The organism is Brevibacterium epidermidis NBRC 14811, from assembly GCF_001570805.1.
Classification (GTDB): Bacteria; Actinomycetota; Actinomycetes; order Actinomycetales; family Brevibacteriaceae; genus Brevibacterium; species Brevibacterium epidermidis.
Window position 1 is genome coordinate 215,966 of record NZ_BCSJ01000011.1, and the last position, 13,486, is coordinate 229,451.

The 13,486-nt window shown below is 64.5% G+C and carries 12 protein-coding genes and 1 tRNA gene; 4 read left to right on the forward strand and 9 right to left on the reverse strand.

The annotated features are described in order from the left end of the window. Nucleotides 1-135 precede the first annotated feature (135 nt). Nucleotides 136-209 (reverse strand) — tRNA-Met (locus tag BEP01S_RS08185). Nucleotides 210-369: 160 nt separating this feature from the next. Here BEP01S_RS08185 and BEP01S_RS08190 point away from each other — a divergent pair. Next, complete coding sequence (locus tag BEP01S_RS08190) at nt 370-918, forward strand: YceI family protein (RefSeq protein WP_062242145.1); 549 nt, start codon at nt 370-372, stop codon at nt 916-918. Nucleotides 919-1,116: 198 nt separating this feature from the next. Here the strand turns inward: BEP01S_RS08190 and BEP01S_RS08195 are convergent, their stop codons facing one another. The 5 genes from BEP01S_RS08195 to BEP01S_RS08215 are packed head-to-tail and all read right to left on the reverse strand — an operon-like array spanning nt 1,117 to nt 6,133. Further along, a complete protein-coding gene (locus BEP01S_RS08195) occupies nt 1,117-2,382 on the reverse strand; it encodes an aminotransferase class I/II-fold pyridoxal phosphate-dependent enzyme (protein ID WP_062242147.1) in 1,266 nt (421 codons plus the stop codon). Next, nucleotides 2,382-3,173 carry a histidinol-phosphatase gene (hisN, locus tag BEP01S_RS08200; protein WP_062242149.1) on the reverse strand — a complete coding sequence of 264 codons (792 nt, stop codon included), beginning with the start codon at nt 3,171-3,173 and terminating at the stop codon, nt 2,382-2,384. Before hisN ends, BEP01S_RS08195 begins: the two co-directional genes overlap by 1 nt. A 9-nt stretch (nt 3,174-3,182) precedes the next feature. Beyond that, nucleotides 3,183-4,298 (reverse strand): ribosome small subunit-dependent GTPase A, encoded by a 1,116-nt coding sequence (gene rsgA / locus BEP01S_RS08205; RefSeq protein WP_062242151.1) that lies wholly within the window; start codon nt 4,296-4,298, stop codon nt 3,183-3,185. A 1-nt stretch (nt 4,299) separates the two neighbouring features. Beyond that, nucleotides 4,300-5,643, reverse strand: a complete 1,344-nt coding sequence (gene aroA, locus BEP01S_RS08210) for a 3-phosphoshikimate 1-carboxyvinyltransferase (protein WP_083532627.1) — start codon at nt 5,641-5,643, stop codon at nt 4,300-4,302. After that, entirely contained in the window at nt 5,636-6,133 is a 498-nt protein-coding gene (locus BEP01S_RS08215) for a DoxX family protein (protein WP_083532628.1), read from the reverse strand. Before BEP01S_RS08215 ends, aroA begins: the two co-directional genes overlap by 8 nt. A gap of 145 nt (nt 6,134-6,278) precedes the next feature. On the opposite strand from BEP01S_RS08215, the gene BEP01S_RS08220 reads away from it, so the two are divergent. Both BEP01S_RS08220 and rsrA read left to right on the forward strand, forming a co-directional pair. After that, nucleotides 6,279-6,935 (forward strand): sigma-70 family RNA polymerase sigma factor, encoded by a 657-nt coding sequence (locus tag BEP01S_RS08220; protein ID WP_062242155.1) that lies wholly within the window; start codon nt 6,279-6,281, stop codon nt 6,933-6,935. Next, complete coding sequence (gene rsrA / locus BEP01S_RS08225; protein ID WP_039210641.1) at nt 6,932-7,189, forward strand: mycothiol system anti-sigma-R factor; 258 nt, start codon at nt 6,932-6,934, stop codon at nt 7,187-7,189. Before BEP01S_RS08220 ends, rsrA begins: the two co-directional genes overlap by 4 nt. Nucleotides 7,190-7,289: 100 nt before the next feature. On the opposite strand, the gene BEP01S_RS17335 is transcribed toward rsrA, so the two are convergent. The 3 genes from BEP01S_RS17335 to BEP01S_RS08235 all read right to left on the reverse strand — a co-directional run bounded on the left by BEP01S_RS17335 (nt 7,290) and on the right by BEP01S_RS08235 (nt 11,846). Continuing rightward, nucleotides 7,290-7,364, reverse strand: a complete 75-nt coding sequence (locus BEP01S_RS17335) for a 50S ribosomal protein bL37 (RefSeq protein WP_098731028.1) — start codon at nt 7,362-7,364, stop codon at nt 7,290-7,292. A gap of 148 nt (nt 7,365-7,512) precedes the next feature. Next, on the reverse strand, nt 7,513-8,127 hold the full coding sequence (locus BEP01S_RS08230) for a GDSL-type esterase/lipase family protein (RefSeq protein ID WP_082018986.1): 615 nt from the start codon (nt 8,125-8,127) through the stop codon (nt 7,513-7,515). Further along, a complete protein-coding gene (locus tag BEP01S_RS08235; RefSeq protein WP_062242157.1) occupies nt 8,124-11,846 on the reverse strand; it encodes a multifunctional oxoglutarate decarboxylase/oxoglutarate dehydrogenase thiamine pyrophosphate-binding subunit/dihydrolipoyllysine-residue succinyltransferase subunit in 3,723 nt (1,240 codons plus the stop codon). The genes BEP01S_RS08230 and BEP01S_RS08235 overlap by 4 nt, the downstream gene beginning before the upstream one ends. 102 nt (nt 11,847-11,948) lie before the next feature. On the opposite strand from BEP01S_RS08235, the gene guaB1 reads away from it, so the two are divergent. Beyond that, a complete protein-coding gene (gene guaB1, locus BEP01S_RS08240; protein ID WP_062242160.1) occupies nt 11,949-13,406 on the forward strand; it encodes a GMP reductase in 1,458 nt (485 codons plus the stop codon). Nucleotides 13,407-13,486: the final 80 nt, after the last annotated feature.

Genomic DNA, 13,486 nt, shown 5'->3' on the forward strand with positions numbered 1-13,486 from the left:
CGCGCGAGGTTGCTGAGCCGCCGTCAGGTAGTTCTGGTGGGGTGAGTCGAGCGGGAGGGGGTGCTCGGGGAGAAACGGGGGATGAATGAGAAGAACCCCCAGTCAGAAAACTGACTGGGGGTTCTGCCGCTAACGTGGCGGGGGAGGGATTTGAACCCCCGACCTCCGGGTTATGAGCCCGGCGAGCTACCGAACTGCTCCACCCCGCGGCGTGTTCTTAACTTTACACGAGGGGTCACCTGGCAGCCAAACCGAATACAGGTGACCTCCGCCACATGGTCACTTGCCGTTCATCCGCAGGGGTTGCATATGGTTGAAAGTTGAACTATAGTCATTCTTGTACTTCAAATTTCAACCAAAGGAGAAATCATGACTGCTCTTCCTCAGGGACTCACCGCCGGAACCTGGAACATCGACCCCATCCATTCGGAGTTCACCTTCACCGCTCGCCACGCAGGCGTCTCGAAGGTCCGCGGCCACTTCGAAGAGATCGCCGGCAACGTGAACGTCGGTGAGACCCTCGAAGACAGCACTGTGTCCGCCGAAGCCTCCGCTGACTCGATCAACACCCGCAACGAACAGCGCGACGGTCACCTCAAGAGCGGTGATTTCTTCCTGGCCGAGGAACACCCGAAGCTGAGCTTCAAGTCGACCGCGATCAAGGCAGATGACGCTGATGAGTTCCAGACCGTCGGCGAGCTGACCATGCGCGGCGTGACCAAGGAAGTCGCCTTCGCCACCGAATTCGCCGGTGTCGCCACCGACCCGAACGGCAACCAGGTCGCCGGCCTCTCGGCCACCGCCACTGTCAACCGCAAGGACTTCGGAATGTCCTTCGAGGCCGTCCTTGGTGGGGGAGAGCTCCTCGTCTCCGACAAGATCAAGATCAACCTCGAACTCGAGCTCGTCAAGGCCTGATCAGTCTTGAGCTAGGTCCGGCCTGCCAGGCGTCTGCGTCGTCAGCCTGACTGACTCGACCGGCAGCTTCGCTGTCTGATGCAGAAGGGGCGAACCGCATGTGCGGTTCGCCCCTTCTGTGGTCTCACGGCGCAGCATCTCCTGCGCTGTTCCGTTCGTCGGGCAGTCAGTCTTCCCGAGTGCGAGTCCGAATCATGCTCATCGTTTGGACCTCAGAGCGTCCGGGTTGTCGTGCAGATGCCCACCGAGGGCGATGAAGAGCTGTGCGCCCTTGTCGACGTCGGCGACGGACTTGCAGAAGGAATACCGGATCGACGACCGATAAGCCTCGTATGCAGGGCTCCCGGGCCTGCACAGGGCCGGTACGGGGATTCCGACCAGTGAGAATTCCCGCGCCAGCAGATCATTGAGCTCGAAGGCATCGAGATCCGTCACTGCGGAGAAATCCACCACTGTGAAATAGCCGGCGCGTGGGGTCGATACTTCAGCGCCCGGAACTGTGCGGCAGGCAGGGACGAGAACCTCCGCACGAGCCTGCAGCGAAGCACGGTTCTCTGCGACGAACTGCGAATCGCCGTTGAGCATATCGGCCATCCCGATCTGCATCGGACCGCCGGCCGTGAACGACAGGAACTGTTTGACCGTCTGAATGGCCTGTCGGACCTCGGGTGAGGCGATGACCCAGCCGATCTTCCAACCCGTCGTGTTCCAGGACTTACCCGCCGAGGAGACCGTGACGACCCGTGCAGAATCCTCGATTGCCACGGCGGGAGGAACATGCCCCTGATCGGTGAGGACGAGCTGCTCGTAGACCTCATCGGAGAGCACCCAGGCGTCGACTGACGCGGCCGCTCGACCGATTCGGGCGAGATCGTCGGCAGTGAAAATGAATCCGGTGGGATTGTGCGGAGTGTTGACGAGGATGATCTGAGGTTCGACCTCGGCGACCACCCGATCGAAAGCCTCCCAATCCGGGCCGAAATCGCCGTGGCCGTCGGGCAGGATCGGCACCGTGTGCAGAGTGCCTCCTGCAGCGGCGATCGCCGCCGGATATGAGTCGTAGAACGGTTCGAATGCGACGAGCGAACCCCCGCGCGGCAACAGGGCGAGGATCGCTGCCGTCAGTCCCTCTGTGGCGCCTGCCGTGTAGAGCACCTCGTCCGGGGAGACGTTCTGACCGAAGTCGCGACTGCGCTGTGCGGCTACGGCCTCGAGCAGCTGGGGGAATCCCTGGCCGGGGGCGTATTGATTGAAACCAGCCCGCATCGCCGCGGCAGTGGCCTCGATGAGTTCCTCGGGAGGCTCCGTGCCCGGAGCGCCCTGCCCGAGGTTGACGGCTCCGACCTCGGCGGCGAATTTCGTCATCTGCCCGTAGATGGTCTCACCGATCGATCCGTCAGGATTGGTCAGACCGGCCGATTCGGCCATCTCATGCCACAGCGGGGCCCGCATGATGTCCGGCATCACGACACCTCCGCCGGAGCGACACGACCGAGGCAGTCGAGAGCCGCCTCGTGGAGACGCGAATTGCTGGCCAAGGCATTGCCGCCGAAGGGACCCGGGGTCCCGGCGGTGTTCGTGAAGGTTCCTCCGGCCTCGAGCACGATGGGCACGAGCGCGCCCATATCGTAGAGCGCGAGTTCCGGTTCGCAGGCGAGGTCAACGGCGCCTTCGGCCAGCAGCATATAGGAGTAGAAGTCGCCGTAGCCGCGCGTGCGCCACAGCGAATCGCAGAGGTCGAGGAACCCATCGAAGATTCCGAGTTCCTTCCAACCCGACAGCGACGAATACGACAGTGACGCATCGGCGAGAGAATCGACCGACGACACCGTGATGCGCTTCGCCGGGGACTCGAGTTCGGTGGCATAGGCACCTTGACCGGATTCCGCCCACCACCTGCGTCCGAGTGCAGGAGCGGAGACCACTCCCACCAGCGGTCGGTCGCCGTCGTAGAGCGAGATCAGAGTGGCCCACACCGGCACTCCGCGCACGTAGTTCTTCGTCCCGTCGATGGGATCGATGATCCACCGTCGCGATGAGTTCCCGTGTGCCCCGAATTCCTCACCGAGCACGCTGTCATCGGGTCGAACCTCGCCGAGGCGGTCCATGATCGCCTTCTCCACCGCACGGTCGCATTCAGTGACCGGGGTGAGGTCGGGTTTGGTTTCGACAGCGAAGTCCTGCGCCCGGAAGTGCGGGTGGCTGATGGCATCGGCGAGATCGGCGAGTTCGATCGCCAGGTCGAGGTCGTTCATTCCTCCAGCCTATCCAGTCGAGGGCAGCAGCCGGCGCAAGGACTCCAGCCGTGAGACTCCACCTGGTCCGGCCTTGCCGTCGGCCACCCACTCGTCGAGGCGGCAGCCGGGGGAGTCAACGAGGTGAGTGCATCCGCGGGGGCATTCGGCTGTGGCATCGACGAGCTCCGGGAAAGCCGAGATCAGGGTCTCCCGGTCCACATGGGCCAGGCCGAAGCTGCGCACTCCCGGGGTGTCGATGAGCCATCCGCCGCGTTCCAACGGCAGGCACACTGCTGAGGACGAGGTGTGCCGTCCGCGTCCGGTCACGTCGTTGACATGCCCCGTGGCGCGGTCGGCGGCGGGAACGAGAACGTTGGTCAGCGTGGATTTGCCCACCCCGGAATGGCCGACGAGGACGCTGATGCGTCCGCGGAGACGTTCGGCCACCTCGGCGTGGGGTTCCGCTTCGTCCCGAGCGGAATCGTTCGCGGTCGAATCGCCGACCGATGGATCGGTCGGCTCGGTTTCGGGGGCAACAGAGGACTCGACGATGTCGACCCCGGAGGCCGAGAACCGCTGCTTGAGTTCCGTGGCCGGGTGCAGATCGGTCTTCGTGACGATGAGCAGGGGAGTGATCCCCGCATCGAATGCGGCGACGAGGGCCCTGTCGATGAGACCGAACGAGGGGTCGGGGTCCATTGTGGCCGTGACGATGCCCATGACGTCGACATTGGCCACGAGGACGCGCTCGGTCGGGTCGGTGTCATCGGCGCTGCGGCGCAGCAGTGTCTGCCGCTCGGTGATCTCCACCAGCCTGGCCAGGGTTCCCTCGGCTCCCGAGGTGTCGCCGACGAGACGGACGATGTCGCCGGGGACGATCGCCTGTTTGCGCAGGTGCGAAGCTCGCACAGCCGTCACCGAGGTGGCCCCGCGTGGCCGTTTCCCCTTCTTCTTCCGAGTCGGGGGAATCGAGGGGAAGTTCCCGTCGTCGTCCGCGAGGATGACGCGGTACCGGCCCCGATCGACCGCGGTGACCAGACCGGACACAGCGTCCTTGTGGTCGGGGCGGTTCTTCGTCCGAGGGCGAGAACCGCGACGGTTCGGTCGGGGACGGTAGTCCTCGTCGCGAAAGATCTTCGCCATATCAGGCTCCGGGAGTGAGCATGGCTTCCCACAGCTGAGTGAAGGCAGGCAGGGTCTTGGCGACGGTGCCGGCGTTTTCGATGACCATCCCGTCGTTGCGCAGGGAGAGGATGGCACCGGCCATGACCATTCGGTGGTCGTGGTAGGTGTGCCACAGTGCCGGGCGCAGCTGAGTGGTGCCGGTGATCGTCAGCGCTTCGGGATGCTCGACGACGTCGACGCCGATGGCTTTGTATTCCCGGGTCAGTGCCGTCAGACGGTCGGTCTCGTGCCCGCGCAGATGTCCGATGCCGCGCAGCTGCGAGGTTCCGTCGGCCAGGGCAGCAAGGGCCGACACCACGGGGGTGAGTTCGCCGACGGCCGACAGGTCGAGATCGACCGCGTTGAGCTTCTCGGGTCCCTGCACATGCAGTCCGTCCCGGTCGAGGCGCACTGTCGCTCCGAATGCCTCTGCGATCTCGCGGAAGCCGTCGCCGGCCTGCGTCGTGTGCACGGGCCAGTCGGCGATGGTCACGGAGCCGCTTGTGGCCACGGCGGCCGCTGCGAAGGCCGCGGCATTGGACAGGTCGGGTTCGACCTGGACGTCGAGGCCGCGCGGAAGCCCGGGCTCGACGATCCAGCGTTCGGGTTCGGGTTCGCTGATATCGACGCCCGCGTCCCGGAGGACCTCGATCGTCATATCCACGTGCGCGCGGCTGGGCACCGTATCCGCAGTGTTGCTCAGTTCGATGCCCAAAGGCATGACGGGAGCAGCAAGCAGGAGTCCCGAGACGAATTGGCTCGAGGCACTGGCGTCGATGCCCAGGTGGCCGCCGCGCAGCTGCGAGTCGGCATGGATCGTCATCGGCAAGGTGCCTTCGGCCGAGGTGATCGAAGCGCCGAGCTCTCGCAGGGATTCGATCGTCACCGACATCGGCCGCACTCTGGCCTGCTCATCGCCGTCGAGCACGACCTCACGCCCGGTCAGAGCAGCGAGCGGGGGAATGAATCGCATCACGGTTCCGGCGAGGCCGCAGTCGATGGTGATCGGCGTCTGTTCCTGGACACCTGTGTCTGCGGGAGCGGTCCCATCTGTGAAGGGGATCGGCTCGATGTGGAGTTCGTCGCCGTCTTCGTCGATCACGGCACCGAGGCGGCGCAGGGCTTCGACCATGAGCAGGGTGTCGCGGCTACGCAGCCATCCCTTGAGATCGGAGCCGGATCGGGCGAGAGCCGCGAGGATGAGATAGCGGTTCGTCAGGGACTTGGAACCGGGAACGGAAACAGTGGCAGAGACGGCGGAACCGGCGACCGGCGGCTGCCAGTCGCCGGTCACCGGGGGAGTGTGCGTGGAGATGTCAGTCAACTCCGAGAGCGCTCAGCGCCTGCTTCGAGGAGTCTTCGACGCTCGACCACAGGTCTTCGGCAGCATGCTGGGTGCGCCACCACAGGCCGGGGCGACCCGCGGTGTCGACGGCGGCGAGCAGGGCGCCGCCGAGCATCGATGTGCGCAGCAGGGTGTGTTCGTTGCGGGCCTTCTTCTCTTCCTTCGACGTCGTCTTGTCGGCAGACAGACGCTCACCGACGGTGTCGAGGAGGTAGGTGCCGACGAGGATCGATGCGCTGAAGCGGGGGAAGCGCCCGATGGCCAGCATCGAACCGGCAGCGACCTGTGCGACTCCGGTGGCCCGGGCGAGAGTCACTGCGTCGACGGGGACGTCGACCTGCTTGCGGGCCTGGTTGAGGAGGGGGCCGACGGATGCGGCGGCCGGCTCCGGCTTGCGCAGTCGGTCGACGCCGTTGAGGATGTAGCCGGCGGCCAGCATGGGCCGTGCGATAAGACGAATGGGAGACACAGTGGTCCTTCCTACGTGGCGGTCATCTCACTGGCAAGCATAACTGCTGAGGTGGGAATAGTGGGACGCCAGTCCGATGTTGTACAGGGTGAAGTCATTCGACGGGTGCACCCGTCGCGAAGTCGACAGGCAGAAGGAGAAGTCTATGAGCGCCACTGCCGTCCTGGAGAGAACGGGCGTACCATTGACTGCGATGACCGAATCAGTCAAAGAAGCACCCGAGACCGACGCCGAGAGGTCGGCGCGTTTCGAGCGGGATGCTCTGGAATATGTCAACCAGCTCTACGCAGCTGCTCTGCGTATGACCCGCAACCCGGCAGACGCCGAGGATCTCGTCCAGGAAGCCTATGCGAAGGCCTATGCGGCCTTCCACCAGTACAAGCCCGGAACCAACCTCAAGGCCTGGCTGTACCGGATCCTGACGAACACCTTCATCAACAACTACCGCAAGAAGCAGCGGCAGCCGAAGGAGCACGGCAGCGAGGACATCGAGGACTGGCAGATCGCACAGGCGAACAGCCACTCGTCGTCCGGCGGTCGTTCCGCCGAGCTCGAAGCCCTCGACCACCTTCCCGACTCCGACGTCAAGGAAGCGCTCTCGGCGCTGCCCGAGGACTTCCGGATGGTCGTCTACTATGCCGATGTCGAAGGACTGCCGTACAAGGAGATCGCCGAGATCATGGAGACGCCGATCGGCACAGTGATGTCGCGACTTCACCGCGGTCGCCGACAGCTGCGGGAGATGCTGGCCGATTACGCCGCCGAACGCGGCTTCGTGAGTCCTGAGGGAGGTGCGAAATGAGTGACGAAGGATGCTGCGAAAGCGTCAGGACCGAGTCTCTGATGCGCATCTACCACTATCTCGACGGAGAACTGACGACGACGGAGATCCGCGAGATCTCGATCCACCTCGAACAGTGCCCGTCGTGTCACGACGAGTACGAGATCGAGGCGCTGCTCAAGGAGCTCGTCCGTCGTTCGTGCAGCCACGACCGTGCCCCGATGGGACTGCGGGAGAAGATCCGCCAGCGGATCGCACTCGAACAGAACTCCTGACCGGAGGCCCAGGCTCAGCCCGGGAGCTTCGGACATGACGAAGGCGGGAAGAGATCAGAATCTCTTCCCGCCTTCGTCATTCACTGAGCGAATCAGCGAATCATGCGTTTGGACGCTTGCCGTGGTTTGCTTTCTTACGGCGGCGATCGCGACGCTTACGGCCACGCTTGCTCATTGTGCCCTCCTTTGATAGACGGTTAATTGTCTCATGATCGCCCGATCAGAGCAAAGTCGGACCAGGTCACAGACCTTGCCGATTCGGCTCGACGGGATGCTGCGGTTGTCACCGATTGTGTCCCAAGGACGGGCACCGCACAGACGCCTCAGCTGTCGCCGAGGACGTCCTGGACTCCCAGCCAGTTGAACCAGCCGCGGTGGAGCACCAGCCAGGCCAGTAGACCGTAGCCTTCCTGCGCCGGCAGATGGTCCCTCGATGACGCGAGCTCGCGCTGCCAGACGGGATGACCCAGGAGCGGAGTGAAGGTGTCGACATAGGTGATGCCGCGCCTCTTGGCCACATCAGAGAAGCTGGCATTGAGCTCAGCGATGCGGCGGTTGCGATCCCCGTCGTGCTCCGGCGGCGGGCCGAGCACGAACGTCGAGACCTTCCGAGCCAGGGCCTCGTCGAGGATGTTGGCCACGTCGAGACGAGCCCGGGCCACGGAACGACCCGAATCGAGATCCCCGGACCCCAACGCCAGCACCAGACGGTTGTCCCCGTCCGGAGTGAACCGCAGAGACGCCTCGGCGATGGTGCGCGCATGGAGCCCGGCGGAATCCTCGGTCGGCACGGCCAGGGGATACACCTTGAGCTCGGGCAGGCTCGGCAGAGTCCTCGCCGTCACCCGACCGACCCATCCGAGGCCACGGCCATCGCCGTGGCCGGCGACCAAAGGGCCTCCGACCACGGCGATGGTTGTGGTGATGTCGCTGCTCACCGGCTGAAGATCCGGTCGACGAGTTCCTTCTGCTGGGCCTCGTGGAAGTGCTTGAGTCCGGTCGAGGTGGCTGCAGAAGCGGCACGGGAGATGACCTTGACCTCACGGCCGCCGAGGAGCTCGGGCAGGTGCAGCGCCATGAACGGCCATGCTCCCTGGTTCTCCGGCTCTTCCTGAGCCCACACGATCTCGGCATCGGCCGGGAAGCGGTCGAGCACGGCGGTGATGGCCGCTTCGTCGAGCGGGTAGAGCTGCTCGAGGCGGACGAGAGCCATCTTCTGGTCGTTGTCCTTCTCGCGCTTGGCCTTGAGCTCCCAGTAGAGCTTGCCGGAGACGAGGACGACGCGATCGACCTGCGAGGCATCGACGCTCGTATCGTCGATGACGGTCTGGAACTTGCCCGAGGTGAAGTCCTCCGGCGAGTTCGCCGCGGCCTTGAGTCGCAGCATCGACTTCGGGGTGAAGACGATGAGCGGACGCTTGTTCGTCGTCGAGGCGTGGCGACGCAGCAGGTGGAAGTACGAAGCGCCCGAGGACGGGTAGGCCACCGTCATATTGTTCTCCGCGCACAGCTGGAGGTAACGCTCGATGCGGCCTGAGGAGTGGTCGGGTCCCTGTCCCTCGTAGCCGTGGGGCAGGAGCATGACGACACCGGAGTTCTGCTGCCACTTCTGCTCGGAAGAGGAGATGAACTCGTCGATGACGGACTGCGCACCCTGTGCGAAGTCACCGAACTGAGCCTCCCATGCCACGAGGGCGTCCTTGCGTTCGACGGAGTATCCGTATTCGAAGCCGACGGCGGCGTACTCGCTGAGCAGGGAATCGTAGACCCAGAAGCGTGCCTGCTCCTCGGTGAGGTTCGCCAGCGGCGTCCACTCATTGCCGTTGACAGCGTCGACGAGCACGGAGTGGCGCTGGACGAAGGTTCCGCGACGGGAGTCCTGTCCGGCCAGACGCACCGGCACACCGTCCATGAGCAGCGAGCCGAAGGCAAGCAGCTCGGCGAAGCCCCAGTCGATTCCGCCCGACTGCGCCATCTCCTTGCGCTTCTCGAGCAGGGCCCGCAGCTTCTTGTGGACCGTGAAGCCTTCGGGAACCTCGGTGAAGGCCTCGCCGATGCGCTGCAGCGTCTCGGGGCTGATAGCCGTCTCGGCATCGTTGAAGGCCTCGATGTCGCTGGGCTCGTAGGGAGCGTTGAACGCTTCTCCGTCGTAGGAGCCGGTCTCTGCTTCCTTGGTCTCGGCGAAGGCCGATTCCAGCTTCGACTGGTAGTCCTTGAGCGCCTCGGCGGCTTCTTCGTCGGTGATGCACTTCCTGCCCACGAGCGATTCGGTGTAGAGCTTGCGCACCGAACCCTTCTTCTCGATGAGCGAGTACATCATCGGCTGGGTCATCGACGGATCGTCGCCTTCGTTGTGGCCGCGACGGCGGTAGCACACGAGGTCGATGACGACGTCCCGGTTGAATTCCTGGCGATATTCGAAGGCCAGTCGAGCGGCGCGGACGACGGCCTCGGGGTCATCGCCGTTGACGTGGAAGATCGGGGCGTTGATCGACTTGGCGACGTCCGTGCAGTAGAACGAGGAACGCGCCGAGGCGGGGGGAGTGGTGAACCCGACCTGGTTGTTGATGATGACGTGGACCGTCCCGCCGGTGCGGTAGCCGCGCAGCTCGGAGAGGTTGAGCGTCTCGGTGACCACGCCCTGACCGGCGAATGCTGCATCGCCGTGGACGAGGACCGGCAGCACGGTGAAACCGGACTCGCCCTGGTCGATGACATCCTGCTTGGCGCGCACGATGCCCTCGAGGACCGGGTCGACGGTTTCGAGGTGGCTGGGGTTGGCCGCGACGTAGACGCCGGTGGTGTTTCCTGCCGGCGAGGTGAACGAACCCTTGGTGCCCAGGTGGTACTTCACATCGCCCGAGCCCTGGACGCTGTCCGGGGACATGGTTCCGTCGAACTCACGGAAGATCTGCGCATAGGACTTGCCGGCGATGTTCGTGAGCACATTGAGGCGACCGCGGTGGGCCATGCCGATGGCGACCTCGTCGAGGCCGGTGTCGGCGGACTGGTTGAGGATCTCGTCGAGCAGGACGATCGCGGACTCTCCGCCTTCGAGGCTGAAGCGCTTCTGTCCGATGTACTTCGTCTGCAGGAAGGTCTCGAAGGCCTCAGCTGCGTTGAGGCGACCGAGGATGTGTCCCTGCTCCGAACGGGTGAGTTCCTGATGCGGGACCTCGATCTTCGACTGGAACCAGCGACGCTGGACCGGGTCGGCGATATGCATGTATTCGAAGCCGGTGGTCCGGCAGTAGCTCTCGCGCAGCAGTCCGAGGATGTTGCGGAAGGGCATCATCGGCTTCGAGCCGAAGCCGCCGGTGGGGAACTCGCGTTCGAGATCCCACAGGGTCAGACCGTGCTGGTTGATATCGAGGTCCGGGTGGGACCGCTGACGGTAGACCAGGGGATCGATATTGGCCATGAGGTGGCCGCGCGTGCGGTAGGCATCGATGAGTTCGATGACGCGTGCGGTCTTGTTGACGTCGTCCTGGTCTTCGGCCGAGACGTCGGGAACCCAGCGGACCGGCTCGTAGGGCAGACGCAGGGATTCGAAGACGTCGTCGTAGAAGCCGTCTTCGCCCAGCAGGTAGCTGTGGACGAGCTTGAGGAACTCGCCCGAACCGGCGCCCTGGATCACGCGGTGATCGTAGGTCGAAGTCAGGGTCAGCACCTTGGACACGGCCAGGGAGTTGACGGTCTGCTGGCTGGCGCCCTGGAACTCGGCGGGGTAGTCGAGCGCGCCGACGCCGATGATGCAGCCCTGGCCCTTGGTCAGACGCGGCACGGAGTGGACCGTGCCGATTCCGCCGGGGTTGGTCAGCGAGACGGTGGTGCCAGCGAAGTCGTCGGCGGTGAGCTTGCCCTGTCGCGCCTTGTCGACGAGGCCGTCGTAGGCGTCGACGAACTGGCGGAAGGTCAGCGTCTCCGCCTTCTTGACGTTGGGCACCAGCAGAGTGCGGGACCCGTCCTTCTTCGGCACGTCGATGGCGAGGCCGAAGTTGATATGGGCGGGGGAGATCATCACGGGCTTGCCGTCGCGGACGTCGTAGGAGACGTTCTGCGAGGGGAAGTTCTGCAGGGCGCGGATCACGGCGAAGCCGATGAGGTGGGTGAAGGAGACCTTTCCACCACGGGTGCGCTTGAGGTGCGAGTTGATGACGATCCGGTTGTCGATGAGCGCCTTGGCAGGCAAGGCCCGGACCGAGGTGGCGGTCGGGACTTCCAGCGACTCATCCATGTTCTTGGCGATGAGCTTCGCGGGGCCGCGCAGGGGAGTGATCGTCTCCTCCGGTGCGGGCTTCGGTGCAGTCTCCTTCTCTGAGACCTTCGGCACGGACTTGGTCTCGGCCTTCAGCGTCTCGGACTCAGCCGAGGACGGGCTGACTCCGCGATCGGTCTCGCGTGAGGTCGCCGACGCTGCGGCGGGGGAAGGGGCCTTGCCATCTGACTTCTTGGCTGCCGGCTTCGCCTCCTGCTTGGTGGCGGGCTCAGCAGCGGACTGAGCGCCTCCGCCGTTCTTTTCGTACTTGTCGAAGAAGGGCCACCAGGACTGGTCGACCGAATTCTTATCTGACTTGTACTGCTCATACAATTCCTCGACCAGCCACTCATTCGACCCGAAGTCTTCAACGGTGCGGTTCGGAGTATTGACGGACACGGCGTTGATCGCCTACTTCCTGATTCAAGACTTGCTGCTTAACGACATCTCCAAGCCTAACGTGATGTGCCATCGAATGTGCAGTTAAGGGACAATAGTGTTATGCGTTTCATCTCAAATGACCCGAACACCGATCTCACCTACTCCGATGTATTCCTCGTACCGAACTCCTCGGCGCTGACTTCGCGCTTCGAAGTCGACCTCTCCACAACCGATCCGACCGGGTCGACGACGCCGCTCGTCGCCGCGAATATGACCGCAGTGTCCGGTCGTCGGATGGCAGAGACGATGGCTCGTCGCGGGGGACTGGCGGTGCTGCCCCAGGACATCCCGCTGACCGCCGCGCAGGAGACCATCGCCTGGGTGAAGAGCCGTGACCGGATCTTCGAGTCCGCTCTGCGCTTCGCACCCGAGGACACAGTCCTCAACGCCCTGCATGTGCTGGCCAAGCGTCCGCACGGCTTCGGCGTCGTAGTCGATGCCGCGGGACGGCTCGAAGGCATCATCAATGCCGCGGACCTGCGCGGAGTCGACCGCTTCACCTCGGTGGCGGAGCTGCTGGACTCCTCACCCCATGTCATCCGCGCCTCCGAGGTCGACTGGGAGGACACTGCACAGCTGGAGTCCCTCTTCGAGTCGATGACGGAGTCGCGAGCTGAGTTCGCCGCCGTCGTCGACGACGAGAGCACTGTGCTCGGCAGCCTGACTCCGAAGTCGCTGCTGCGCTCCTCTATATACACGCCCAATGTCGATGAGCAGGGACGGCTGAAGATCGCCGTGGCCATCGGCGTCAACGGCGCAGCTGTCGAACGCGCCACGTCCCTGGTCGAGGCCGGTGCCGACGTCCTCGTCGTCGACACCGCCCACGGCCACCAGGTGAAGATGCTCGACACGCTCTCGGCGATCGCCGATGCCGAGCTCGGAGTGCCGATCGTGGCCGGCAACGTCGTCACCGCCGAAGGCGTCCGTGACCTCGTCTCCGCCGGAGCCGACATCGTCAAGGTCGGAGTCGGCCCCGGAGCGATGTGCACGACCCGGATGATGACCGCCGTCGGTCGTCCGCAGTTCTCCGCAGTGTTGGAATGCGCCGAGGCGGCTCGCGAGCTGGGTGCTCATGTGTGGGCCGACGGCGGAGTCCGCTACCCCCGCGACGTCGCCCTGGCTCTCGCCGCCGGTGCCTCGCAGGTGATGATCGGGTCCTGGTTCGCCGGAACCCACGAATCTCCAGGGGATCTGCTCGTCGACGGCGAGGGCCGGAAGTACAAGGAGAGCTTCGGTATGGCTTCGGCTCGGGCCGTGGCCAATCGCACCCGCACCGAATCGGCCTTCGCGCGGGCACGGAAGGGACTGTTCGAAGAGGGCATTTCTTCATCAACCATGTACATCGACCCTGAATCTCCTGGGGTTGAGGACCTGCTCGACGGCATCACTTCGGGCGTGCGCAGCTCGTGCACCTACGCCGGAGCCGGTGATCTCGGGGAATTCGCGCGCTTGGCCGCGGTCGGAGTCCAGAGTGCCGCCGGATACGAAGAGGGCCGACCGCTGTCGGGAAGTTGGTAAGATCTCCTCATGCACAGTGACAGTCCCGGCCGGCGGGAAGCCGGCGCCCCAGATGATGACCCTCACCCCGCGAGGGTCTC

What these genes read in the sequence shown, in the direction of transcription:
- BEP01S_RS08195 (WP_062242147.1), bottom strand. Translation starts at nt 2,382, where the DNA reads ATGCCGGACATCATGCGGGCCCCGCTGTGGCATGAGATGGCCGAATCG.
- rsgA (WP_062242151.1), bottom strand. Translation starts at nt 4,298, where the DNA reads ATGGCGAAGATCTTTCGCGACGAGGACTACCGTCCCCGACCGAACCGT.
- rsrA (WP_039210641.1), top strand. Translation starts at nt 6,932, where the DNA reads ATGAGTGACGAAGGATGCTGCGAAAGCGTCAGGACCGAGTCTCTGATG.
- BEP01S_RS08220 (WP_062242155.1), top strand. Translation starts at nt 6,279, where the DNA reads ATGAGCGCCACTGCCGTCCTGGAGAGAACGGGCGTACCATTGACTGCG.
- hisN (WP_062242149.1), bottom strand. Translation starts at nt 3,173, where the DNA reads ATGAACGACCTCGACCTGGCGATCGAACTCGCCGATCTCGCCGATGCC.
- BEP01S_RS08190 (WP_062242145.1), top strand. Translation starts at nt 370, where the DNA reads ATGACTGCTCTTCCTCAGGGACTCACCGCCGGAACCTGGAACATCGAC.
- guaB1 (WP_062242160.1), top strand. Translation starts at nt 11,949, where the DNA reads ATGCGTTTCATCTCAAATGACCCGAACACCGATCTCACCTACTCCGAT.